Here is a 24,704-nt window from a genome sequence, read left to right as displayed (position 1 = left end):
TCTCAATTCTACCGAGACGACACTCTGGGGAGCGGAGTTTTGCGCGTTCTTGGAGGTGATTCACGAGAAGTTCAGCAAGCCCTTACCTAAAACCTGCTGCGAAGTGCGGATCAGAGCGCGGCAATGTCGGGTGCCCCGCATAGACTGGTGCGCATGGATCTTCTTGTAGTTGGATCAGGTTTCTTTGGTCTCACCATTGCTGAGCGCGCGGCGAACGCGGGCAAGAAAGTCGTGGTGATTGACCGTCGTTCACACATTGGTGGCAATGCGTACTCAGAGGCAGAGCCCGAGACTGGCATTGAGGTGCACCGGTACGGTGCTCATCTCTTCCACACCTCAAATGAGCGTGTGTGGGAGTACGTGAATCGCTTCACGAGCTTCACGAGCTACCAGCACAAGGTGTATTCGAACTTCAAGGGTGAGATTTACCCGTTGCCGATCAACCTCGGCACCATCAACCAGTTCTTCCGCGCCGCCTACGGCCCCGAAGAAGCACGCGCACTCATCGCTGAGCAGGCAGGCGAGTACGACACAAAGACCGCGCAGAACCTCGAAGAAAAGGGCATTTCGCTTATCGGTCGCCCGCTCTACGAGGCGTTCATTCGTGACTACACCTCGAAGCAGTGGCAGACGCCGCTGACTGAGCTTCCCGCAGAGGTCATTTCGCGCCTTCCCGTTCGTTACAACTACGACAACCGCTACTTCAGCGATAAGTACGAAGGTCTGCCCGTCGACGGCTACACCGCGTGGCTTGAGAAGATGGCCGATCATCCGAACATCGAGGTTCGACTCAACACTGACTTCTTCGATGAGTCGCAGCCGCTCAACAAGCGTGACGTTGTCGGCAAGGTTCCGGTTGTGTACACCGGCCCCGTTGACCGTTACTTCGACTATGCAGAGGGTGAGCTCAGCTGGCGCACGCTTGACTTCGAAGAAGAGGTTGTCCCTGTTGGTGACTACCAGGGCACCAGCGTGATGAACTACGCGGGTGGCGAAGTTCCATACACGCGCATCCACGAGTTCCGCCACTTCCACCCTGAGCGTGACTACCCGGCAGACAAGACGGTCATCATGCGCGAGTTCTCGCGCTTCGCGACCCGCGAAGATGAGCCGTACTACCCGGTTAACACTCCTGAAGACCGCGACCGTCTGCTGAAGTACCGCGAGCTCTCAGACGTTGAGCCGCAGGTGCTCTTCGGCGGTCGACTGGGCACCTACCAGTACCTCGATATGCACATGGCCATTGGTTCAGCACTCTCGATGTTTGACAACAAGCTCGCAGAGGTTCTCGGGGTAGACCCAAGCAACTAACGATTCCCTCGTGTGAGGTGGCAGCCCGCGCATGTGTGTTGCCGCCTCACACGTAACGGTGGGATCCGCGCCACGGCAGGCACCGCACCCAGGTAATACCGCGCTTGGACGATATCCCGCTTGGGAAGGCAACTCACCTGTTGGTGGCCTTACTCAGATACGAAAGGCACAGTATGAAAAAGACGATTCTTGGGAGTTCAGCTGCCCTGGCACTCGCCGGAATGCTGGGCCTGTCGGGTTGTTCCGTTGTGAACGAAGTCACAGCAGGTGGCTGCACCGTGCTGTACGACCAGATTGACACTGCGCTCGGCCAGCTCGGCACAGGCGACGTGCAGATTTCAGCTGCAGAAGTGCAGCAGTTCTTCACCGACCTTGAAGCGCAGCAGCCCGACGCGTATGCCGCGCTTCGAGACGGCACCTTCAGCGAATACGTCGCAAGCCAGAACATTGATGTTCAGGCGCTCACCGGTGGCGCGTCTGAGATCAATGTTGGCGATTTCATTACACCTGACAATCTCTCGCAGATCGATCAGGTGATGCCCTCAGTAATTGGCACCATGGAAAGCCTCGGCTCGGTCTGCGAGCCCAAGTAGCGGGCTAGCGCCCCTCAGCGGAGGGCTAGCCTCTCGAAAGGCCCCCGTTCCTGCGAACGGGGGCCTTTCTTACGCATGAATGGCCTGTTCTCGCAAAAACCGCCCAGTTTCGCGGGGTCGGTGTCGCTGGCTTCGCGGCGGGGGCTTCGCCTCGCTGGCCTAGCCTCCCAGCAGCCCCAGCCCCAGCCTCGCAGGCTTAGCCTCACGGGGATGAGCGGGCTCGAGCTGACAGCCCGCCCCGGCGAGAACCCCTAGGAAACGGCGGTTTCTGAGTCGGGGCCGTTGTAGCGAATCCCAACACGATCCGCGACCCGCCAGACTGCAAGAATCAGCTCGGGAACCTCGTCTGCAATTTGCTGCAGCAGTTCGAACTCAACGCGATCAGCATTTGCCTTGTGTTCGGCTGCTTCGGCGCCGTCGCCTCGTCCGGCAACGCGTGCAAGGGCGAATTCAGCGAGCTGACCTCGATCTTCGAGCGTCTCTGTGACGAGCTCACGAACGACAAGATCATCTTCTTCTGGCACGTCGATGACGGCCTCTGCAGGATCCCAGCCTTCGCGCATGCGGTTTTCGAGCATGGTCATTCGTTCAATGCGTGCGAAGGTGCGTAACCGCTGGAGACGGTTGGTGGTCATGCCGATGCTCACGACTGCACCTGCGAGTCAGGGTCACTGACTGATGGCTGAGCAGCCTTTGCAGCGGCCGCTTGTGTCGCCGAAATTGTCGGAATGGTTCCCGTCGCCGCGTCGCGAGTGATCGGGACATGCCGCCAGGGCACCTTCACCGGCTCGGAATCGGGCGATGGCAGCTGGAAGTCGAAGCGTGACTTCACCGCGAGCACAACGAGCAGCACCCAACCGCCCTCAATGAGGAGACGGCTCTCGGTGAGCGACTGCACGAGCAATGCTGCGAGTATGAGCAGCGGCCAGAGCGCGCTCGTTGCGTAGGGGAGTGGAGGACCGTAGCCGCGGCGAGGCTGATCCACTGCACGGAACCACACACGCCAGAGCGTCAGTGCAACAAGCGGGATGAACGCAAGCAGACCGACGATGCCGACCTGGAACCACACGTCGAGCCAGGCATTGTGCGCGTGCGGGACGGGCAGCCCAACCTTCGTGTCGAGGCTCTTGAACGGCTCAACCCATGTTGGCCAGTAGCTCACCCAGCCCCAGCCAAACCACGGCCGCTGTTCAGCGAGCTCAATGACGCGTTCCCAGATCTCGGTGCGACCGGTGAGGGTTGCTGACTTGCCGAGCAGGCCAAACACCTGGGTGCGCCAGAACAACGAAACCGCGATAGAACCAAAGAGCAGTACGCTGCCAATGATGTAGAGCGGCGTGCGCTTGCCCGGTGGCATTCGACGTGCCCAGAGCGCAAAGGCGAGGGTAATTGCGATCACAATGAGCGCGACCATAACCGTTGCCGCACGGGTGAGCGCGATCGAGAGAAGTGACATCGCAAGCCAGAACCAGCCGTTGAACCGACCAACGAGTCCGGCACGCAGCTGCACGCTGAAAATCACAACACCGAGCACGCCAAGGAAGCAGAACATGGCGGAGTTGCCGAGTAGCCCCTGGATAGGTCCGCCTGAGAAGAGCAGGTCGCGGCTCCACCACAGGAGCTTTGAGGGAGTTTCTCCCTCGGGAACGTCAACCCACCACGCAACAACATAGTGCCCAACGAAGAGCGAAACATACAGCTCGAATAGGAACGACAAACCGATGAGGTACCGCAGCGAGGTTGCGAGCGTGCGCAACACCTCATGCCACGTGAGGGTGAACGCGAGCACAATGGCAACTACTGTGGTGGCGAGCTGTGCGAGCACGCCAAGTACAGACTCAGCCCGATACTGCGACCAAATGATCGACAGCGTCGCGATCGCGAGGAACCAATATAGCGGTGACGGGAGCCGGTACCAGCGAAAGCGGGCAGGCTTCACCTTGATAAAGAGCACGACGCCGATCACGGTCAGGACGCCGGCGAGGGCGAAGTAGATGGGCACACCGGTGATCCAACGCACAGCGTTCCCGCCGAGCGTGAAGATGAACACGCTAATTGCGTAGGCGCTTACGCCGAGTCTCGTTTTACCGGAAGCCATAGTAGGTATTGTAGAGCGTGGTCCCTCGCAGATCCTTATGCGAGGTTCGCTGGGTGCGGCAGAATGTGCGCACCGACCAGGAGGCCCAAGGAGCCGTGTGCTGATCTTCATCGAGAACACTCCGCGCGCATATGCGTGGGGTTCCTCTGAAGCGCTCGCTGAAATGCTCGGCCGAGCGCCGAGCGGCGCGCCCGAAGCTGAGCTGTGGCTTGGCGATCATCCGGGTAGCCCGGCGAATGTCGCGAAGGCCGCTGGCACGTCACTCACCCTCATCGACCTGATCGCGAGTGACCCCGAACGTTATGGTGTGCGCGGCGGGCCGCTTCCCTTCCTCACGAAGCTCTTGGCTATCGGCGCACCGCTCTCACTGCAGGTGCACCCAAACCTTGAGCAGGCGCGAGCTGGGTTTGCCGCTGAGGAAGCCGCAGGAATTCCGCGTGATGCGGCCAATCGCAACTACCGTGATCCGAACCACAAGCCTGAATTGCTCGTTGCGCTGACTGAGGTGCGCGCGCTCAGCGGGTTCCGTCCGTTGAATCAGGTGGGCGCGGATCTTGCCACGCTCATCACCGTCGCATCCGAGCATGCCGCGCAGCTCACCACACCAGCCGAACACACGGCTGCGGCAGAGCTACGATCCGGTATTGAGCTGCTTGAGGTGCTCCATGAACACCTCTCGCGCACGCAGCGGACGGACGCTGAGTTCCGTGCATGGCTGCTCGAAGTCATGCAACATGATCCGCGCGTCCCGCTCGCGATTACTGCGGTTCGTGCCGCAGCTGAGGCAGGGAGCGGAAGCACGCTCGATGCCGCGCTTGCATCGGGTCGTGCTCAGGTGCTTCGTGAGCTCTTGCAGGCATATCCGAGTGACCCTGGTGTGCTCGTGTCCTTGCTGCTCCACTTGCTCGTCCTCGAGCCAGGCCAAGCGATCTTCCTTCGCGCAGGCCAGTTACACGCCTATCTCAGCGGTGTCGGTGTCGAGGTAATGGCGGCGTCGGACAATGTGTTGCGCGCGGGGCTCACCTCGAAGCACGTCGACATTGCTGAACTGTGCCGGATCGTGGACACCAACGATCTCTCGGACCCGTATCTTCCCGGCATCGCGATCGCACCAGGTGTGACCGTGTGGCGGCCGGAGGTGGAAGACTTCCAACTGTTCCGAGCGCGACTTTGTCCTGCGCCTGAGGAATGGGACGATCCGCCCACGGAACCGATGCCGCGCGCGATTGAATGTCCGGCTTCGGAGATTGAGATTGCGGCCGAATATCCGCTCGTGCTCGTCGTCACTGACGGACGTGTGCGCGTGGATCGGCCAGACGGTGAGATCTCTGAGGTGGCCAATGTGCGCCGTGGGCAGTCGCTGTACGTTTCAGCTGGGGAGCCGATCCGACTGACCGGCTCTGGTGAGGCGTATCTGGCGACGGTCGGTGTCGCTGGCACCTCAGCTGGGTAACCAGTACGGTTTGCGCGGGCTGCGCGGGCTGCGCGGGCTGCGTGTTCCGTAGCGCGCGGCATGCTTGACCCGCGCGGCGTGCGCTCTGCGGAGCCCGCAACACACGTCAAAACGGGCCGTTCTCTCGAACACGACGCTTTCTTGCGTAAGAAAGCTGGTGTTTCGAGAGAACGGCCCGTTTTCGAAGAGTTGGGGTGGGTGCGGAGGTGATCCGCCCCCACCAGCAACTGCTAGCGGCGGTTGCCCTCCAGCGGGTATTCCTCGCCGAGCACGTCGATCTGCTCTGTTGTCGGATCGCCCTCTGAGAAGTCCATCATCGGAACTGGCTTCCTGAAGCCCTTGGTGACAAGTGCGATGATGACGACACCGACGACGATCCAGATACCGCCGACGAGCCAGGTGAGTGCCTCAAGCGAGGTCCACAGCCAGATCGTGAGGCCGAAACCGATGAGCGGCGCAATGATCTTGGTCAGCACGGTGCTGAACTTGATGGGCTCGCGGCGTCCGCCCTTGGGGAAGATGTAGGTGCGGATCACCGACAGGTTCACCATTGCGAATGCTGCAAGTGCGCCGAACGAGATCATGAATGCCACGGTGTCGAGCGACAGGAAGAGTGCCGAGAGCGCGAAGATCGAGACGACACAAGCCGCAATGATCGGGGTACCGAAGCGGTTGTGCAGCTTCGCGAGTGGCTTCGGGAGCATGCCGTCACGGCCCATTGCGTAGAGGATTCGCGAAACAGAAACCTGACCGGTCATGCCTGAACCGAACGCGCCGACAACGTAGATCGCTACGAAGAACGCAGTGAAAGCTTCGCCGCCGATGTTGTTCATCACGGTCACGCCAGCAGCGTCAACCTCGGTCGCCGAGAGCGATGCCCAGTCTGGCTGGTACGCAAGTGCGCCTGCCCACGAGACGAGGATGAAGAAGAGACCACCGAGCAGGGTCGAGAAGATGATGGCGCGGGGGATGTCGCGGCGCGGGTTCTTTGCTTCCTCAGACAGGGTTGAGACCGCGTCGAAGCCGAGGAACGAAAGCGCGAGAATCGCAGCACCCGAGGCGATTGGGCCGAGGCCACCCTCACCGAACGTGAATGGCTCAACGAGGCTAACTGACATGTCGCCGCCGAATGCGTGCTTGAACGCGAGCACCATGAAGATGACGACGAGCAGGACCGAGAGGGCAATGATGACGAAGTTGACCTTGTTCACCAGGTTGATGCCGAGGATGTTGAAGAGCAGCACGAGCAACAGGGCAGCGAGGGTGAAGACCCAAACCGGGATCGCGGGGAACTGCGTGTTCAAGTAGATGCCGATGAGCATGAAGTTGATCATCGGGATGAACAGGTAGTCGAGCAGCATGACCCAACCGGTCAGGAAGCCTGCGGCACCGCCGAAGGACTGCTGCGTGTAGGTGTACGCCGAGCCCGCGACCGGGTAGCGCTTCACCATCGCTGCATAGCTGCCTGCGGTGAAGAGCATCGCGATCACTGCGATGACGTACGAAGCTGGCAGGTGGCCATCAGTTACCTGGTTCACGATGCCGTAAGTAGTGAAGACCGTGATGACGGTCATGTAGGTCACGCCGAAGAGGGTGAGTCCGACAACACCGAGTGAACGGTGTAGCTTCGGGGTAGCCTGCGAGCCGGTGGATGTAGTAGCCACGAGTTCTCCTTTGAACGGTAGGTCGTCCCATACATTAGTGGAATTTTTCGGCGAAATTTGACACTTGTTTTGAAAAGAAGTGAACACCGTACGTTTTCCACAGAATCGCTTCGGAATTTTGTGGTTCTGCTCAGTATGGATCCGCAAATTCGGTGGAAATGCTCCTTGTCGCGCGCAGAAAATTTACGCACAAAATGTGTCGTTTTCGGTGGGTCGCGCGTCGCTGGATGGCATGCTGCTGTCTCCAACCCCGCGAGATTGGTGCTTGCTGACAACGATGGCCCGTATTTGCGCATGAAAGGGGCTGCTGTGTCAGAAAGGCCTGGTTTCGCTGGGTTGGGCAGGTTCTCGCGGGCAAGGGGGCGGTGAAGCCGGAGCACCCAGGAGCTGAACCTGCCTGGGCTGTGGCTGGGGCGGGAGCGCCCAGAAACAGAACCGGGCGGGGCGCGGATCGAGATCCACACCCCGCCCGTAGTTCAGCGGAGAGAGTCAGCGGCACTGACCAGCAGTCAATGTCGCGAACGAAATGCCGGTGTTAGCGGCGGTTGCCCTCGAGGGGGTATTCGTCGCCGAGGGCGTCGATCTGCTCGGTCGTGGGGTCACCCTCTGAGAAGTCCATCATCGGGACGGGCTTCTTGAAGCCCTTCGTGACGAACGCGATGATGACGATGCCGATGATGAACCAGACGCCACCAACGAGCCAGGTGAGGGGCTGCAGCGAGGTCCAGAGCCAGATAGTGAGCGCGAAGCCGATGATCGGCACGACAAGCTTCGTGATGACGAGGCCAGCGGTGAGCGGCTCGCGACGTCCGCCCTTGGGGAAGATGTACGTGCGGATCACCGACAGGTTCACCATCGAGAATGCTGCGAGTGCACCGAAGGAGATCATGAACGCTACGGTGTCGAGCGACAGGAAGAGCGAGGCAAGCGCAAAGATCGAGACAACGCACGCAGCAACAATCGGGGTGCCGAAACGGTTGTGCAGCTTCGCGAGCGGCTTCGGAAGCATGCCGTCACGGCCCATCGCGTAGAGGATTCGTGAGACGGAAACCTGGCTAGTCATGCCTGAGCCGAAGCAGCCGATGACGTAGATTGCCACGAAGAACGCGGTGAGCGCGGATCCGCCGATCGATTCCATCACCGTGACACCAGCGGCATCGAGTTCGCCAGCCGACATTGCATTCCAGTCAGGCTGGAACGCGACGGAGCCGGCCCACGCGACGAGGATGAAGAAGAGACCGCCGAGCAGCGTCGAGAAGATGATTGCGCGGGGGATGTCGCGGCGGGGGTTCTTTGCTTCTTCAGAAAGCGTCGAAACCGCGTCGAAGCCAAGGAACGAGAGCGCGAGAATTGCTGCGCCAGCTGCCACGGGGCCGAGGCCGCCATCGCCGAAGGTGAACGGCTCAAGCAGGCCAACGCTCATGTCGCCGCCGAGTGCGTGCTTGAAGGAGAGTACGACGAAGATCACGACGAGCACCGACGAGAGGGCAACGATGATGAAGTTGACCTTGTTCACCAGGTTGATGCCGATGATGTTGAACGCGAGAACGAGCAGGAGCGCCGCGAGTGTGAACGCCCAGATCGGAACCGCGGGGAACTGCGTGTTCATGTAGATACCGATGAGCATGAAGTTGATCATCGGGAGGAACAGGTAGTCGAGCAGCATGAGCCAGCCCGTCAAGAAGCCAGCTGCGCCGCCAAAGGACTGCTGCGTGTAGGTGTAGGCCGAGCCAGCGACCGGGTAGCGCTTCACCATCGCGCCGTAGCTTGCTGCAGTGAAGAGCATGGTGATGACGGCGATGACGTACGACGCGGGCAGGTGCCCATCGGTGAGCTTGTTCACGATGCCATAGGTCGTGAAGACGGTGACGACCGTCATGTAGGTCACTCCGAAGAGCGTGAGGCCAACGACGCCAAGTGAGCGCCGCATCTGCGGCCCCTCTGTGGTCTGTGCGCGGTTTGACAAGGCAGTTCTCCTATGAACGGGGTGCTGGGTAGGTGAAACCCGCCAGCGGGTGGAGGTGCAAACGAGCGGGCATTGCGCGCTTGCTCCGGGTAAATCGGCTCGGCCAAGCCGGCTGGTTCAGTCATAAGTGCTGAACCAGCCGCGCTTGCCGAGTGAAGCGGAGGTTAGAAGGTGCGGTCGCCCGCGAGCCAGGTGCCCTGCACGCTGATCTCGGGGATGGTCTCGGGTTCGACGCTCAGCGGATCCGCGCTCAGCCAAGCCGCATCAGCGGTCTGGCCGATGGCGAGCGTGCCGCGGTCAGCGGTGAGTGCCTGGCGTGCGATGCCCGAGGTGTAGGCAGCGAGTGCTTCGGCAGCGGAGACGCGCTCCTCTGGGAGCCACGAGTCGCCCTGCAAATCGGCCTTGCGAGTGACCGCGGTCGCGAATGCGGGACGCCAGTCGACCGTGGTGACCGGCCAGTCGCTGCCGAAGGTGACAGTTGCACCGCTGCGCTGCAGCGATCCGATGCTGTACTGCCAGCCCGCGCGGTCGTGGCCGATGTGTGGGATCGTGAGGTCGCGCATGATCGCGTCGCACTGCGCCCAGTACGGCTCGAAGTTTGCGACGACGCCAGCCGCTGCGAAGCGAGGGGTGTCTGCGGGGTTGAGCAGTGACACGTGCGCGATAACGTGTGCGCGCTCACGCTCGGGGTTGGTCGCGTTCACGTTTTCAAGTGCGGTGAGTGCGAGGCGGTTCGACTCGTCGCCGATTGCGTGAATGTGCAGCTGGAACTCCGCAGCGTCGAACGCGAGGGTTGCCGCCTCAAGCTCTGCGTAGGTCCAGTTGGGAAGGCCGCGGTCTTCGGGACGATCCGCGTAGGGCTCGGTGAGTGCTGCGGTGTGGCTCTCGATGACGCCATCCATGAAGAACTTGATGGTGTTTGCCGAGAGGCGATCCGCGCCCTCGTTCTGCACGCGCTCACGAAGCGCGATGACGATGTCGAGCTGCTCGCGCCAGTTGCTTGGCTCAGCGCGGAACGCGATGTTCACGCGGGTGTGCAGGCGGCCAGCGCGAACCGCAGCGAGGTAGATCTCAAGGTCAGGGCAGCCAGCGGCGCTTGCTTCGACCCAGGCATCCTGGATCCAGGTCATGCCTTGCTCGGCATAGCCACGGGTGGCTGACTCAATTGCGCCAAGCTTCTGCTCGGTTGTGAACGCCGGCGCGACGTCGGCGAGGAAGTTGTTTGCTGCGGCCTCCTGCAGGGTGCCGAGCGGGGTTCCGTCCTCGCGGCGCACGATGCGACCGAGGTGCGGATCGGCCGACTCAGACGTGATGCCACCCGCGCGAAGCGCTGCGCTGTTGACCCACGCCGTGTGGTAATCAAACGAGCGAAGAATGGTGGGGGTGTCACCGGTGACCTCATCGAGGCGCTTTGCGTCGAAGAGTCCGCCGGGCTCGAGGGTCGCGTCGTAGCTGCCGCCAACGATCCACTCAGCCTCGGGGTGAGCCGCCTTCCACTCGGCAACGGAGGCAAGAATGCCGTCAACGCTGTCGTGGTTGCGGATCTCGGGACCGAGCTCTTCGAGGCCGCCGAGCAGCGGGTGAGCGTGACCGTCACCAAGCGCGGGGACGAGGGTGCCACCCGCGAGGTCGATGGTCTCAGTGCCAGGCTGATCGATCAGTGCAACAGCGTCGTCACCGTGTGCGACAACGGTTCCGTTCGAGAATGCGATTGCAGAGGTCGTGGTTTCGTTCTCTGCCGAGATGATCACTGTGCCACCGTGGAACACGGTTGTGGGTGAGGACATGGTGAGCTCCTTTGCTCGAATCGCGGTTGGGTTGGCCTGCCGGGTTGGCGTCGCCACGTCTGATTAAATGAACGATGTTCGTTTAGGGATACTAGCCTAAGAATTGTTCGATGACGAAATGGGGATGCACATGGCGGCTGCAAGGTCTACATCGCGACGCGTAGGGCGCCCCAAAACACCGGTGTTGTCGCGCGAACTTATTTGCGAAACGGCGCTGCACTTGCTTGATACCAAGGGCGAAAACGGCGCAAGCATGCGAGATATCGCTGAAGAGCTTGGCGTGCGACCCTCAGCGCTCTATAACCACGTGCGCGGTCGGGATGACATCTTCGACGGCGTACGCGAGCTGGTTGTTGCGCGGATCGATGTCTCGTGCTTTGCCGAACAGCCATGGGAAGAAGCCCTGGTGACCTGGGCGGATTCGTACCGCGGAGCCTTCGTTGCGCACCCGCCGACGGTCACACTGTTCGCAACCAGGCCGATTGCACCCGACGCCCAGACAAGTCACATGTACGAGGTTGTAGTTGGGGCGCTTGTTGATGTGGGGTGGCCACGCGAACGCGTGCTGTCAATTATTGTTGCGTTCGAGAACTTCCTGATCGGAGCGACACTCGATGCGCTCGCAGCACCGGACATGATGGATCCTGGTGAGCGCGAAGACGTTCCGAAATTTAGCGCAGCGTATTCAGCGCGCGATGTGATGCTGGATGACATGCCGGGCGTGTCTCCCGCGGATGATGCGTACCGCGTTGGGCGCGACATGCTGCTTGCTGGGCTGCGGGTCGAGTTCGACCGGTTGTAGGCGGGTTCGTGCGTTCGCTGGTTCGCGAAGCCATGGAGCGCGCCCGTGGCTGAGCGCCCGCAGCGGAGTGCGTGTGCAGCTGGGGCAGTCCGCGGCTGAGCGCGCCCACAACACAAACGCGCACGGGCGCGGAGGCGCGATCCGCACCCCCGCGCCCGTGCGCGTACTGCCGTGTCGAATTACTCGAAGATGATCGTGCGATCGCCGTCGAGCAGGATGCGGTTCTCTGCGTACCAGTTCACGGCACGACGCAGCACGCGAGACTCGACGTCCTGGCCCTGCTGCATGAGCTCCTGCGGGTTGAACGAGTGGTTCGCGCGCAAAACGTCCTGCTCAATGATCGGACCCTCGTCGAGGTCGGTCGTCACAAAGTGCGCCGTCGCGCCGATGAGCTTTACGCCACGCGAGTGCGCCTGCTTGTAAGGGTTTGCGCCCTTGAAACCAGGAAGGAACGAATGGTGGATGTTGATCGCACGACCCTCGAGTGCTGCGCAGAGCTCGGGGGAGAGGATCTGCATGTAGCGCGCGAGCACGACGAGCTCGATGTTCTCCTGCTCGACAACCTCGAGCACACGTGCCTCAAAGGCCGCCTTCTCTTCGGGGCTCTTGACTGACTTGTACTCGAACGGAACGCTGTTGAACTCGGCGATGTCGCGCACGGTCTCGTGGTTTGAGAGGACAAGCGGAACATCAATCGCGAGCTGACCTGCGCGCTTGCGGTACAGGAGGTCGTTCACGCAGTGCGTTGCGGTCGACGCGAGGATGAGGGTGCGCACCGGACGTCCGGCGCGATCGAGGCGCCAGTTCATGTGGTAGCGCTCGGTGACGGGCGCGAGAGCGTTCTCGAAGCGCGAGTCAAAGGTCTCTGGCTGGGCAACGGCCTCAACCTGCAGACGCATGAAGAAACGACCGGTGTCAGTGCTTGCGAACTGCTGGCTTTCGAGGATGTTTCCTCCGGCTGCCACGATCGCTCCAGAAATCGAATGCACGATGCCGGGGCCGTCGATGCAGGAAAGTGTCAGCACCCACTGGGTGTCTTCAGGAGTCGTAGCAATGGTATTCACATGCCTCAGGGTAGTAGATCACGCGCGCGACCGCACTTGCGCGGGTTGGCTGTGTAACAAGGTGGGCGGATCAGCTCCGCACTTGGTAGACTCAACACGTCGTGACTGGCGTAGGTGGATTAACCATCGGGAAGCGACACATTTACCTCAAAAGGCCGCTCGCCTGGGCTGCACGAGATACGGGTTCTCCCGTGCCTCGTGAAACGACGCTGAGGCGTCGAATTCCATTTCGATTGATATTGGAGAGCACATGTCAACCCAGTCAGAATTCTTCAACGAGCCGCTCGCGGTTGTTGACCCTGAGATCGCACAGGTACTCGAGCAGGAGCTCGGTCGTCAGCGTTCGACCCTCGAGATGATCGCGAGTGAGAACTTCGTTCCCCGCGCTGTTCTCGAGTCGCAGGGCTCGGTTCTCACCAACAAGTACGCAGAGGGCTACCCCGGTCGCCGCTACTACGGTGGCTGCGAGTACGTTGACGTTGCTGAAGAGCTCGCACGCGAGCGCGCAAAGTCGCTCTTCGGTGCACAGTACGCAAACGTTCAGCCACACTCGGGCGCTTCGGCAAACGCTGCTGTGCTCTCGGCAATCGCTGAGCCTGGCGACACGATCCTCGGTCTTGAGCTTTCGCACGGTGGTCACCTGACTCACGGCATGAAGCTCAACTTCTCGGGCAAGTTGTACAACGTTGTTCACTACGGCGTTGACCCCGAGACCATGCTCATCGACATGGACGTTGTCCGTGCAAAGGCACTTGAGCACAAGCCCAAGGTCATCATTGCTGGCTGGTCGGCATACCCCCGCACGCTCGACTTCGCTGCGTTCCGCGCGATCGCTGACGAGGTTGGCGCGACCCTCTGGGTTGACATGGCGCACTTCGCTGGTCTCGTTGCTGCTGGTCTGTACCCCAACCCGGTACCTCACGCACACGTCGTTTCGTCGACCGTGCACAAGACCATCGGTGGCCCCCGCTCGGGCTTCATCCTCACGAACGATCTCGATCTCTTCAAGAAGATCAACTCGAACGTGTTCCCCGGCCACCAGGGCGGCCCGCTCATGCACGTGATCGCTGCAAAGGCGACCGCGTTCAAGCTCGCAGCGACCGATGAGTTCAAGGACCGCCAGGTTCGTACGCTCTCGGGTGCGAAGATCCTTGCAGAGGCGCTCACTACCGAGGCTTCGAAGGCTGCAGGCGTTGACGTGCTCACCGGCGGCACTGACGTGCACCTCGTGCTCGCAGACCTCCGCAACTCGCCGCTGGACGGCCAGCAGGCAGAGGATGCGCTTCACAACGTCGGCATCACCGTGAACCGTAACTCGGTTCCCTTCGACCCCCGCCCGCCGATGGTCACCTCTGGTCTGCGTATCGGTACCCCCGCGCTCGCAACCCGTGGCTTCGGCGACGCAGAGTTCGCAGAGGTATCGGACATTATCGCGCTGACTCTGCAGCAGACCGGCGACATCGAGGCGCTCAAGGCTCGCGTCACCGCACTCGCTGAGGCATTCCCGCTGTACCCCGGCCTCGAGACCTGGTAATTCGAACCTGGTAATTCGAGACCTGGCAAGCAATCCTTTGTGAAGGACTGCTCGGTGCGTCAGCTTGGCTGGCGCACCGATTCCACTTTCGTCAAGCTTTGCTGATTGAGCAGAGCAGGGTGAAGTGACGAGTCGCAGTGCCGCACCCCGCCGGGGTCGGCCTGCGGCTCGTGCGCTTTTGCCCCTCATCTAGAAAACAGCCATAAACCAGAAGGTTTTGGCCGAATTCATGCAGACGAAGGTCAAAACTCAAGACGTGGGGACGTGCTGGGCGCGGAAGCGTCGCATCAGCACCAGCGCACGCACCCCGCGCATCACAGACTTTTGGAGAACACACCATGACCGCACAGAAGCTGGACGGCACCGCAGCAGCGGCCGCCATCAAGGCAGAACTCACCGAACGCGTCGCGAAGCTTGCAGCGCGCGGCATCGTCCCCGGTCTCGCGACTGTCCTCGTTGGCGCAGACCCCGGATCACAGTGGTACGTCGCAGGCAAGCACCGCGACTGCGCTGAGGTCGGCATCTCGTCGATCAAGCGCGAGCTGCCAGAGACCGTGACGCAGGAAGAGCTTGAAGCTGTTCTCGACGAGCTCAACGCAAATCCTGACTGCACTGGCTACATTGTGCAGCTTCCGCTGCCGAAGCACATTGATACCGACCGGATCCTCGAAAAGATTGACCCGGCGAAGGACGCTGACGGTCTGCACCCGACGAACCTCGGCAAGCTTGTCCTGAATGCGAACACCGAGATCACCTCGCCGCTGCCTTGCACCCCCCGTGGCGTGATTGAACTCGTTGAGCGCAATGGGCAGTCTTGGGCAGGCAAGAACGTCGTCGTTGTTGGTCGTGGCGTCACCGTCGGTCGTCCGATCGGACCGCTGCTCACGCGCCGCGAGTACAACGCAACCGTGACCCTCACGCACACTGGCACGGCTGACCTGTCAGCTGAGCTTCGTCGCGCAGATGTGATCGTGGCGGCTGCTGGCGTCGAAGGGATTGTGAAGCCTGAAGATGTGAAGCCCGGTGCGATCGTGCTCGACGTTGGAGTTTCACGTAAAACCGACCCTGAAACTGGCAAGAGCCGTGTCGTTGGTGACGTGGATCCTGCGGTCACCGAGGTCGCAGCGTGGATGTCACCGAACCCCGGTGGGGTCGGCCCCATGACTCGTGCGCTGTTGCTCAAGAACGTTGTCGAGATGGCCGAGCGCGCACACGCCTAATTCCAGGCAAGCTGGCAGTTTATCCCCGTTGAGCGAGCCGAGCGCTCGTGCATGAGGCGTGAATCGACAGCCGTATTGACTGAGGGGCGCGGATCCGCACACCCCCTGAACTGAGTCCCCGTGACGCACCGCGCGCCACGGGGACTCAGTCGTTTCATCTCGGAATCGGTACCGGGTTGCCCGTAAAATTTCCTCAACCGCAGCTTGCAGACAGGCGACGCTGGTACTCTCAACTCGTGATGATCACTGAAGCATTGAGCGCGTTGCAGCAGTTTCCTGCCCTCCTCGGTATTAGCTGGCTCGACCCTGAGACCTTGCTCGAGGCCGGTGGCTGGGCAGCGTTGATTCTTGCGTGTGCCTTTGTGTTCCTTGAAACTGGCGTGCTGGTCCTGGCATTCTTGCCAGGCGATTCGCTGCTCTTTACGGTTGGGCTTTTCAGCGCAACCGGGATCATCAATGTGCCTATCTGGGTGACCTGCATTGCGCTCTTTATCTTCGCTTTTGCTGGAGACCAGATGGGCTTCATGATTGGTCGGAAGCTCGGTCCGACGATCTTTAAGAAAGAGAAGAGCCGCTTCTTCAACCCAGAAAATGTCGAGCGCACCCACGCCTTCTTTGAGAAGCACGGAGCGAAGTCGATCATTATTGCGCGCTTCCTCCCGGTATTCCGCGCGTTTGTGCCCGCTGCCGCGGGTGTCGGCAAGATGAGCTACAAGCACTTCGTCGGTTATAATGCGATCGGTGCCTTGCTGTGGGGCGTTGGTGTGACGCTGCTCGGATACTTCCTGGGTCAGATCCCGTTTGTACGTGAGTACAGCGAGGTCTTCATTATTGTGCTCGTGCTCATCCCCGGCATTCCCATCTTGATTGAGGCCATCAAAGCGTTCATGCACTGGCGTCGCAATCGTCGGGCAGCGGATTCCCAGGCTGAGGTGCTGCCCGCGGCAGAGACTGCCCAGACTTCTGACTCAGCGCAGTAGGTAACTTTTCAGCAAGAGTTCTGGTCAATCTGAAGTTCGCTGCGTACGATCAAGCCATGATTGATAGCAGCAAGATCCGCACCCCGCGCACTTCGATCGGTCGCCGCGCGACCGCGGCGATGGTAGGCGTTGGCCTTGCGATGTCGTTTGCGCTCGTGGGTTGCGCACAAAGTGATGGAAATACTGACGCTGGGGGAGAAATTACCAACCCGGTGGTGGCTCCAGAGATCATCGCTGTTCGAGATCTCGAGGGCGCCGATGTAAATCTCATCGTTGGGCAAACCTTGGTTGCGAAGATTCCTGAAGACGACCTCGGTGGCTACCTGGCCGAGCTCAGCGATGACTCTGTCGTGGAGTTCTCACCCGACAGTGAGACAGACTCTGCCTCGTTCAACCCTGGGTTCACTGCACTCAATGTCGGGACGACAGAGGTGCGACTCATTGCAGCAAACGACATGGCGTACGAGTTTACGATCCACGTAACTGCGAAGTAACGCCGCCATGGTTCAGGTGTCACAGCAGGGCACCTGGCCATAGTTCCGAAATTTGGCAGAAGCGCAAGTCGGTGTTGCCGCAAACTTTCAGGAAAGCACTGAGCATCGCAGGGTAATGTGAACCAATGTGCTGAGCGATCTTGAGACTTATTCGACCCTCGCCTTGTATTCATCGATGATGGTGTACGCAATTGCGTTCGTCTTCTACGTCGTTGACCTGGCAAACCGAAGCGGTGACGCTGCCGTCATTGGCACCAAGCGTTCACGATCGGTTCGTATTGGCTTCTCGCTCACGGTGCTGGGTTTCGTCTTGCACGCTGCTGCGACCGTACTTCGCGGTATCGGCGCGGGTCGTGTGCCCTGGGCAAACATGTACGAGTTTGCGCTCACGGCGACCCTCGCAATCGTGGCGATCTATCTCGTCGTTCAGTTCTTTGTTGATCTGCGATTCCTCGGTGTGCTGATCACCGGCATGGCAGTGCTGTTCCTCGGTATTTCGAAGGTCAACTACTACGTCGCGATTGTGCCGCTTCCGCCGGCACTCGATTCGTACTGGCTCGTGATCCACATTTTGGTTGCGGTACTTTCGGTCGGTTTCTTTACGCTTGCCTTTGGCCTTGCCATCATGCAGCTGCTGCAGACCCGTCGTGAGAACCAGATCAAGAATGACGTTGAGCCCAACATGAAGTTCCTCGCGAGCTTCCCAACCGCAGTGCGCCTCGAGGATGTTGCGTACCGTCTCGCAATCATTGGCTTCGCCTTCTGGACCTTCACCTTGATCGCTGGTTCGATCTGGGCAGAGGCTGCATGGAGCCGTTACTGGGGCTGGGACGTGAAGGAAGTCTGGACCTTCGTGATCTGGGTGCTTTACGCTGGCTTCATTCACGCACGTGCGACGCGCGGTTGGCGCGGTACCCGTTCGGCTTGGCTGAACATCATCGCGTATGCTGCCGTCATCTTTAACTTCACAATCGTGAACGTATTCTTCAAGGGCCTGCACGCTTATTCGGGTCTGTAATCCGAAAGGACCCGCGCGATGACATGGGAACTCGTTCCTGGCTCTGGTGAGTCTGCAAGTGCGAAGAGCCGTGGGCCCTGGTGGGGTCTGCTCATCGTTGGTGGCATCGCGGCGGTTGCCGGCATTGGTCTCATGACTTGGCCGTGGGTGACTGCCAAGTGGCTACTGTCAATCTTGCTCGGTGCTGCCCTCATCGCGAATGGCCTTGCGATGGTGCTGCGCCGAGGCACCAGGTCTTCTGGCGCGACGAACGCTGTTGGCGTCTTGTTGATGATCGCTGGTGTGGTCATGATCGTGTTTGCTGAGACTGCTGTCGCACTGCTGGTGTCGTTCATGGGTGTCGCCTTCACGATGCTCGGCGTGCTGTGGCTGGCGATCGTGTGGGGATCATCGATGCGCGAACGTGTCGCGCTGTGGATTCCGCCGATTCTCATCATTCTTGCGGGACTTGCAGCGTGGATCTGGCCGCAGACGGCGACGAGCTTCCTTGCCGTGTTGATTGGCTTCTTCACGCTCGTGCTCGGCGGAATCTTGATTTGGTCAGGGTTCGCGCTCCGAAAGTTCACGCTCACCACTGAGGGCTAGCCATGCCCGGCCGAGCAGGGGCGCGGGTGCTGATCGCTCCAGACTCGTTCAAAGGGTCGCTGGGCGCGGATCGTGTGGCCGCGGCTATTGCTCGTGGGTGGCACTCGGTGCGGCCGAGTGACGAGCTCGTGCTGCGTCCGATGGCTGACGGGGGAGAGGGCACCCTCGCCGCGCTGAAGTCTGCGATCCCAGACTCAGTGTTGGTGCCGGTGACCGTGCCAGGGCCGATTGGTGAACCGGTCTTCGCACACTGGCTCCATCTGCCAGACGGAGACGCCGTTGTCGAGCTCGCCGAAACCAGCGGCATGTTGCGACTGCCCCATAGCGAATCAGGCGAACTCATGCTGCACCCGCTCGAAGCGCATACCCGTGGTGTGGGAGAGGCGATCCGCGCCGCGCTTGCAGCTGGTGCCAAACACGTGCACGTCGCGCTCGGAGGGAGTTGCTCGACCGATGCAGGGGCCGGGATCCTCGTGGGTCTTGGCGCAAGACTCCTCGATGCGAGGGGAGTTAAGGTTCCGCTCGGGAACCGCGGCCTCGGTGACGTTCACGTCATTGACACACGGAGAATGGCTGAGATTCCCAACCACTCCCTCACGGTGTGGAGTGACGTTGCGGCCCCGCTACTCGGACCGCGTGGCGCTGCAGCACAGTTTGGGCCTCAGAAGGGAATTACTGCGGAGCTGTTGCCTGGCGCAGAAGCCCGCCTCGCCCACATTGCACAGGTGTTTGAGCTTGACCCCATGACGCCTGGTTTCGGCGCTGCAGGGGGCGCTACGTGCGCTCTCGCATGGCTTGGAGCAGAGATTGTCCAGGGTGCGTCAGCTGTTGCGATGCTCGTTGGCCTCGCCGAGACCATGACTGACGTCGACGTGGTCATCACGGGCGAAGGCGCCTTCGACGCGCAGAGCGCTGAGGGAAAGGCACCTGCGCTCATCATGGAGCTTGCATCGCGCGCTCACGTCCCTGTCTCGCTCGTCGCTGGGCGGATCGATCCACGCGCAGACACCTTGCCTCTGGCGCAGGCAGTTTCGCTCACAGACATCGCGGATCGCGCATCGGGTGAGGATCCGATGCGCGATGCCGAAACGCTCCTCGTTCGTGCGGGCCGAAGCCTCGCCGCGACTACCCGCGTGAAATGACCGGCATCGTGCCGGTCGGGGTCTCACCGTCGTCATAGACGTCTGCGGGCGAGCCGATGATTTTGGCATCGGGAGTGCCGACAACCTCGAAGTCCTTTTCGGGGTAATCGAACTGCGCGAGTACCCAGCGCATTGCCTCAAGGCGTGCACGCTTCTTGTCGTTGGACTTCACGACAGTCCAAGGTGCGTGCGGAGTATCGGTGTAGAAGAACATCGCGTCTTTGGCCGCGGTGTAGTCGTCCCACTTATCAAGGCTCGCGAGATCCGTTGGCGAGAGCTTCCACTGCTTCACCCGGTCCTGTGAACGTGACTGGAAGCGGGCGCGCTGTTCGGCCTTGCCGACGGAGAACCAGAACTTAATGAGGTGAATACCAGACTGCGAGAGCAACCGCTCAAAGTCTGGCGCGGAGCGTGTGAACTCGAGGTACTGCTGTGGGGTGCAGTAGCCCATGACGCGCTCGACACCGGCTCGGTTGTACCACGAGCGGTCGTACATGACGATCTCGCCAGCTGCAGGAAGGTGTGAAACGTAACGCTGGAAGTACCACGACGTGCGTTCCCGCTCCGTTGGGACCTCAAGTGCGACGACGCGGGCGCCGCGAGGGTTGAGGTGCTCGGTGAAGCGCTTGATCGCACCACCCTTGCCAGCAGCATCTCGTCCCTCAAAAATGATGACGATCTTCTCGCCGGACTCTTTGACCCAAGCCTGGAGCTTCAACAGCTCGATCTGCAGCTTGCGCTTCTCTTTTTCATAAGCCTTGCGCGTGATCTTCTCGCTGTAGGGGTACCCCTGTCGCCAGGGAGCGTCAGGCCCATCGTCATCCGAAGTGTCGACGGCAAGCAGTTCAGCAAGCTCGTCAATCTCGGGTGTGAGGTCGATCTGGGTGTTCTTCGAGTCCGTGTTCATTCGTGGTCCTTTTCCACTCTGGACGGGCTCTTATTATCCCATTTAGCCCACGAAACGTGCGATAGCTTGTGAGGCTTCGCGCAGCTTTTCGGCCGCAACGTCGCCACCTTCTTTAGCTGCTGTTGCAACGCAGTGGCTGAGGTGGTCTTCGAGCAAAGCAAGGGCGACTTTCTCAAGTGCTTTCGTCGCTGCAGAAACCTGTGTGAGGACGTCGATGCAGTAGGTGTCCTCTTCGATCATGCGGTGTACACCGCGCACCTGGCCCTCGGCGCGACGAAGACGCTTGAGAAGATCACTCTTGTGATCCGAATAGCCGTGATGTTCTTCCATGTCTGAATAGTAACGTCAGAGCATGGGCGTTGGCGCGGATCCACCGTTGCGTCTGTGGCGAACAGCGATCGATAGGCCGCCTCCGATGAGCACAAAGACGGCAATCCAGATCGCGATGTACAACGGGAACTCAGCCGCGGGGATCCGCTCACCGATCAATACCGAGGCCACAACGAGCAGTGCGGGTTCGAGGTAACTCAACAAGCCAAAGAGACTGATGGTGAGCAAACGAGACGCAAGGATGTAACACATCAGTGCGACGCCGGTCCAGACCGAGAAGAGTGGTGCGGCCCACCAGAGCACGGGGTTCGCCTCGAGTGCGCTGCCGTCTCGTACAGCCATCACCACGAAGGTAAGGGCGAATGGAGACATCGCGACGAACTCCCAGAACATGCCGCCGAGATCGTCCAACCCAAGCGCGCGCCGCAACACGAAGTAGCACGGGTAGCCCAGGCAGACGAGCAGCGTCTCCCAGGAGATTGAACCAACACGCACAATCTCAAAGGTGACGCCAACTGCGGCAATGCCCGCGGCGAGCCACTGCCACCACACAAGTTTGTCTTTGTAGAGGAACTTGCCGACGAGAACAAGCACGAGTGGCAGCAGGAAGTAGCCGAGTGCGACCTGCAGGCCACGGCCATGCAGAGGAGCCCAGGTAAAGATCCAGAGCTGCGTCGCGACAAGCATTCCGCACAGCACGATGCCGAGAATCAGCAGTGGCTTTTTGAGGATGCGCTGCCAGATCTCAGCGATACGGGTGCGCTGGCCAATGATGAGCAGGCCAAGCGCGATGATCGGAATCGTGACGAGGTTACGAATTCCCCAGATTGATTCAGCAGATGCTGGGGCAAGCATTGGGGTCGCGAAATAGACGCCACCAAAGCAGACTGACGAGGCGACCGAGGCGATAATACCCCGCTTCGCCTCGATGTTAGAGCTCAATTGCTCCGATGACCTCGCCGTATGGGGTCTCGCCTGTGGGCTTGAAACCCATGTGCAAGAAGAACTCTTCAGGGCCATCTTCGCCGCGCTCCCAGAGCACGGTGAGGCGGCCGACATTGCGGCGACGAGCCTCTTCGATGAGTGCCTGCACTGCGAAGGTGCCGACACCAGTGCCCTGTGCGTCAGCGTCGACATTGATTCGCCACAGTGCTGCACGGAACTCTTCGTTCGCGGCATTGGGGTCGAAATTGCCGTGAATGAACGCGACAACGTGACCTTCCTCATTGAGGATCACGCGCTGCCACGCGCTGTCAGGGGGAGTGACAGCGGCAGCCGCTGCGTAGGACACAGGCGTAATGAACTGCTCCTGGCCAGGCTTCAGGCCCAGCCGGTTAACGGCGACAATGGTGGCTGCAGAGAGCTCTTCGATGGTGAGGTTGCTCATAGTCACAGAGTATCGCTGTATGTGTGTTCGGGGTAGTAGACGAATGTCCATTTCGGTAACGGTCTTCAAACGTCCGTGAATTCTGCGGTTGGTGGCCGTGAAATTTCTCTCGATGTCGAGATACCTCTCTGACTCCGATAGACTCGGGGATATGGGCCACAAGCCCCGTTCTATTGCACAATCAACAGGCTGGAGCATCGTTGGAAAAGATCAAGGTTGCAGGTAAGGTCGTCGAACTCGACGGCGACGAGATGACGCGAATCATCTGGCAGTTCATCAAGGACCGTCTGATTCACCCATACATCGACGTTGATCTCGAGTACTACGACCTCGGCATCCAGCACCGCGATGAGACCAACGACCAGGTCACCATCGATGCTGCACACGCGATTCAGAAGCACGGCGTTGGCGTGAAGTGCGCGACCATCACCCCTGACGAGGCGCGCGTTGAAGAGTTCGGCCTCAAGAAGATGTGGAAGTCGCCCAACGGCACGATCCGCAACATTCTCGGTGGCGTGATCTTCCGTGAGCCGATCATCATCTCGAACATTCCTCGCCTGGTGCCAGGCTGGAACAAGCCGATCATCATCGGCCGCCACGCATTCGGCGATCAGTACCGTGCGACCGACTTCCGTTTTGAGGGCGAAGGCACGCTGACCGTTGAGTTCACCCCGAAGGACGGGGGTGAGCCTCAGAAGTTCGAGGTCTACCAGTCGCCGAGCGATGGCATTGCCCAGGTGCAGTACAACCTCGACGCATCGATCCGTGACTTTGCTCGCGCATCGCTGAACTACGGCCTCTCACGCAACTTCCCCGTCTACCTCTCGACGAAGAACACCATCCTCAAGGCGTACGACGGCCGCTTTAAGGATCTCTTCCAGGAGATCTACGACACCGAGTTCAAGGAGCGCTTCGAGGCTGCAGGCCTCACCTACGAGCACCGCCTCATCGACGACATGGTCGCTTCGGCCATGAAGTGGGAGGGCGGCTACGTCTGGGCTTGCAAGAACTACGACGGCGACGTTCAGTCGGACACCGTCGCACAGGGTTTCGGCTCGCTTGGCCTGATGACTTCTGTACTTTCGACTCCTGACGGAAAGGTCGTCGAGGCAGAGGCAGCACACGGCACCGTGACCCGTCACTACCGTCAGCACCAGCAGGGCAAGCCGACCTCGACCAACCCGATTGCGTCGATCTTCGCTTGGACCCGTGGCCTGCAGCACCGCGGCAAGCTCGATGAGAACCAGCCACTCATCGACTTCGCAAAGACGCTTGAAGACGTCGTCATCAAGACCGTCGAATCGGGCAAGATGACCAAGGACCTAGCGATCCTCGTTGGTCCTGAGCAGGGCTTCCTCACCACTGAGGACTTCCTTGCAGCAATTGACGAGAACCTGCAGGCACGCCTGAGCTAAGTCATTTCGCTTGAGTGATCAAGCTACGAAGAGGGGCCTGTTGTTGCACATTTGTGCGGCAACAGGCCCCTCTTCGTGTATGTTATGGCGAATACACCGGTGCGATTCAGTGCGAGAACTCACTTCGCGTCAGTGCGCTGTGCTCGCGTGACGTCGCGACCTGAAGCGTGACGGTATCGGGGAGGTACCGGTCCTCACCAAACTCAATCGGAACGCCGCTCGGGGTGAAACTCACCCGGCGAACTCGCAGGAGCGGGCTTGAACGCCTGACATTCAGGAGCTCAGCGTCGGTGCGAGAGGCAGCGACCGCATCAATCGAGTATTCCGCATGTGCAGTCTCAACATTGAACTGGCGCTGAAGCACGTCAACGACTGACGCTTCATCATCTGGAATGCTCGCGACCTCTTGCGCGATCCACTCGGGGTATGCGGTGCGCTCGAGCATCACCACGCGACCGTCAAGCGTACGTGTGCGCGTGACCCGGCAGATATGGCTACCCGATGACACTTTGAGCTTTCTCGCCTCGCCAGATGAAGCCGTGCAGAATTCGACTTGGTGCACTTGGCCACCAGGGGTCATGCGCTTGCTTCGTGCCCACTGTGCGAACGAACGAAGCTCCATAAATGACTGGTTGTGTCGGCTTGAACGCACCACCCAGCCAGAGCCCTGCACCGGTGAGACCAGACCACGCTCCTCCAACGCTGCAAGCGCGAGTCGCACGGTCCCTCGTGCTGCACCGTAATGCTGACCCAGCTTGGTTTCGGACGGGAGGGTGGTACCGGGCAAGAACTCGCCCTCGATGATGCGGGCGAGTAGGTCGCGCATGATCTCTTTGTTGGGGCGGCCGGTTTCTAACGACATAATGCCAGCGTAGAGCGCTCAACAGGGGGAATCTGACGGCGCCGGGACAGCTGTGAACAGCTGTCCCGGCAATTCGCGGATCCTTGAGATCT

General features: G+C 60.4%; 23 protein-coding genes and 1 riboswitch. Of the genes, 12 read left to right on the top strand and 11 right to left on the bottom strand.

What is annotated here, in order from left to right; all coding sequences use genetic code 11:
- Positions 1-153 precede the first annotated feature (153 nt).
- Positions 154-1,311 carry a UDP-galactopyranose mutase gene (gene glf, locus FW756_RS02775; protein WP_446428648.1) on the top strand — a complete coding sequence of 386 codons (1,158 nt, stop codon included), beginning with the start codon at positions 154-156 and terminating at the stop codon, positions 1,309-1,311.
- A 173-nt stretch (positions 1,312-1,484) separates the two neighbouring features.
- On the top strand, positions 1,485-1,904 hold the full coding sequence (locus tag FW756_RS02770; protein ID WP_446428647.1) for a hypothetical protein: 420 nt from the start codon (positions 1,485-1,487) through the stop codon (positions 1,902-1,904).
- 251 nt (positions 1,905-2,155) lie between these two features.
- Here the strand turns inward: FW756_RS02770 and FW756_RS02765 are convergent, their stop codons facing one another.
- Both FW756_RS02765 and FW756_RS02760 read right to left on the bottom strand, forming a co-directional pair.
- Positions 2,156-2,551, bottom strand: a complete 396-nt coding sequence (locus FW756_RS02765) for a hypothetical protein (RefSeq protein ID WP_446428646.1) — start codon at positions 2,549-2,551, stop codon at positions 2,156-2,158.
- A complete protein-coding gene (locus FW756_RS02760) occupies positions 2,548-4,002 on the bottom strand; it encodes an O-antigen ligase family protein (RefSeq protein ID WP_446428645.1) in 1,455 nt (484 codons plus the stop codon). The genes FW756_RS02765 and FW756_RS02760 overlap by 4 nt, the downstream gene beginning before the upstream one ends.
- A 97-nt stretch (positions 4,003-4,099) precedes the next feature.
- On the opposite strand from FW756_RS02760, the gene manA reads away from it, so the two are divergent.
- Positions 4,100-5,455: a mannose-6-phosphate isomerase, class I gene (manA, locus tag FW756_RS02755; protein ID WP_446428644.1), complete on the top strand. Its 1,356-nt coding sequence runs from the start codon at positions 4,100-4,102 to the stop codon at positions 5,453-5,455.
- A 230-nt stretch (positions 5,456-5,685) separates the two neighbouring features.
- Here manA and FW756_RS02750 read toward each other — a convergent pair whose 3' ends face one another.
- The 3 genes from FW756_RS02750 to FW756_RS02740 form a co-directional block, all read right to left on the bottom strand.
- Complete coding sequence (locus FW756_RS02750) at positions 5,686-7,119, bottom strand: APC family permease (RefSeq protein ID WP_446428643.1); 1,434 nt, start codon at positions 7,117-7,119, stop codon at positions 5,686-5,688.
- Positions 7,120-7,654: 535 nt separating this feature from the next.
- Positions 7,655-9,049, bottom strand: coding sequence for an APC family permease (locus FW756_RS02745; RefSeq protein WP_446428739.1), 1,395 nt, complete (start codon positions 9,047-9,049; stop codon positions 7,655-7,657).
- A gap of 200 nt (positions 9,050-9,249) precedes the next feature.
- Entirely contained in the window at positions 9,250-10,872 is a 1,623-nt protein-coding gene (locus FW756_RS02740; RefSeq protein ID WP_446428642.1) for an amidohydrolase, read from the bottom strand.
- 118 nt (positions 10,873-10,990) lie between these two features.
- On the opposite strand from FW756_RS02740, the gene FW756_RS02735 reads away from it, so the two are divergent.
- Positions 10,991-11,674, top strand: coding sequence for a TetR/AcrR family transcriptional regulator (locus tag FW756_RS02735; RefSeq protein ID WP_446428641.1), 684 nt, complete (start codon positions 10,991-10,993; stop codon positions 11,672-11,674).
- 179 nt (positions 11,675-11,853) lie between these two features.
- Here the strand turns inward: FW756_RS02735 and purU are convergent, their stop codons facing one another.
- Positions 11,854-12,738, bottom strand: coding sequence for a formyltetrahydrofolate deformylase (gene purU, locus FW756_RS02730; RefSeq protein WP_446428640.1), 885 nt, complete (start codon positions 12,736-12,738; stop codon positions 11,854-11,856).
- Positions 12,739-12,829: 91 nt separating this feature from the next.
- A riboswitch (ZMP/ZTP riboswitch) is annotated at positions 12,830-12,914 on the top strand.
- Positions 12,915-12,988: 74 nt separating this feature from the next.
- Between purU and glyA the strand changes: the two genes are divergently transcribed.
- The 7 genes from glyA (at position 12,989) to FW756_RS02695 (ending at position 19,711) form a co-directional block, all read left to right on the top strand.
- On the top strand, positions 12,989-14,272 hold the full coding sequence (gene glyA / locus FW756_RS02725) for a serine hydroxymethyltransferase (RefSeq protein ID WP_446428639.1): 1,284 nt from the start codon (positions 12,989-12,991) through the stop codon (positions 14,270-14,272).
- A gap of 338 nt (positions 14,273-14,610) precedes the next feature.
- The gene (locus FW756_RS02720; protein ID WP_446428638.1) at positions 14,611-15,492 is read left to right on the top strand and encodes a bifunctional methylenetetrahydrofolate dehydrogenase/methenyltetrahydrofolate cyclohydrolase; all 882 of its coding nucleotides are present in this window, start codon (positions 14,611-14,613) and stop codon (positions 15,490-15,492) included.
- 239 nt (positions 15,493-15,731) lie between these two features.
- Complete coding sequence (locus FW756_RS02715; RefSeq protein WP_446428738.1) at positions 15,732-16,472, top strand: DedA family protein; 741 nt, start codon at positions 15,732-15,734, stop codon at positions 16,470-16,472.
- A gap of 56 nt (positions 16,473-16,528) precedes the next feature.
- Positions 16,529-16,966 (top strand): hypothetical protein, encoded by a 438-nt coding sequence (locus FW756_RS02710; protein ID WP_446428637.1) that lies wholly within the window; start codon positions 16,529-16,531, stop codon positions 16,964-16,966.
- 175 nt (positions 16,967-17,141) lie between these two features.
- Positions 17,142-17,984 carry a c-type cytochrome biogenesis protein CcsB gene (ccsB, locus tag FW756_RS02705; RefSeq protein WP_446428636.1) on the top strand — a complete coding sequence of 281 codons (843 nt, stop codon included), beginning with the start codon at positions 17,142-17,144 and terminating at the stop codon, positions 17,982-17,984.
- Positions 17,985-18,002: 18 nt separating this feature from the next.
- On the top strand, positions 18,003-18,569 hold the full coding sequence (locus FW756_RS02700) for an HdeD family acid-resistance protein (RefSeq protein WP_446428635.1): 567 nt from the start codon (positions 18,003-18,005) through the stop codon (positions 18,567-18,569).
- A 2-nt stretch (positions 18,570-18,571) separates the two neighbouring features.
- Positions 18,572-19,711 (top strand): glycerate kinase, encoded by a 1,140-nt coding sequence (locus FW756_RS02695; protein ID WP_446428634.1) that lies wholly within the window; start codon positions 18,572-18,574, stop codon positions 19,709-19,711.
- Here FW756_RS02695 and ppk2 read toward each other — a convergent pair.
- Genes ppk2 through FW756_RS02675 form a run of 4 tightly spaced genes read right to left on the bottom strand, consistent with a single transcriptional unit; the run spans position 19,695 to position 22,335 of the window.
- Positions 19,695-20,618 (bottom strand): polyphosphate kinase 2, encoded by a 924-nt coding sequence (ppk2, locus tag FW756_RS02690; protein WP_446428633.1) that lies wholly within the window; start codon positions 20,616-20,618, stop codon positions 19,695-19,697. The two genes, FW756_RS02695 and ppk2, sit on opposite strands and share 17 nt — an antisense overlap.
- Before the next feature lie 42 nt (positions 20,619-20,660).
- Positions 20,661-20,948, bottom strand: a complete 288-nt coding sequence (locus FW756_RS02685; RefSeq protein WP_446428632.1) for a metal-sensitive transcriptional regulator — start codon at positions 20,946-20,948, stop codon at positions 20,661-20,663.
- Between the two features lie 15 nt (positions 20,949-20,963).
- Complete coding sequence (gene rarD / locus FW756_RS02680) at positions 20,964-21,890, bottom strand: EamA family transporter RarD (protein ID WP_446428631.1); 927 nt, start codon at positions 21,888-21,890, stop codon at positions 20,964-20,966.
- Complete coding sequence (locus tag FW756_RS02675; protein ID WP_446428630.1) at positions 21,880-22,335, bottom strand: GNAT family N-acetyltransferase; 456 nt, start codon at positions 22,333-22,335, stop codon at positions 21,880-21,882. Before FW756_RS02675 ends, rarD begins: the two co-directional genes overlap by 11 nt.
- A 200-nt stretch (positions 22,336-22,535) precedes the next feature.
- Between FW756_RS02675 and FW756_RS02670 the strand changes: the two genes are divergently transcribed.
- Positions 22,536-23,750: an NADP-dependent isocitrate dehydrogenase gene (locus tag FW756_RS02670; protein ID WP_446428629.1), complete on the top strand. Its 1,215-nt coding sequence runs from the start codon at positions 22,536-22,538 to the stop codon at positions 23,748-23,750.
- Between the two features lie 106 nt (positions 23,751-23,856).
- On the opposite strand, the gene FW756_RS02665 is transcribed toward FW756_RS02670, so the two are convergent.
- Positions 23,857-24,612 (bottom strand): GntR family transcriptional regulator, encoded by a 756-nt coding sequence (locus FW756_RS02665; RefSeq protein ID WP_446428628.1) that lies wholly within the window; start codon positions 24,610-24,612, stop codon positions 23,857-23,859.
- Positions 24,613-24,704: the final 92 nt, after the last annotated feature.

Source organism: Leucobacter sp. 1207-22 (genome assembly GCF_052850455.1).
This window is presented reverse-complemented; position numbering and strand designations above follow the sequence as displayed.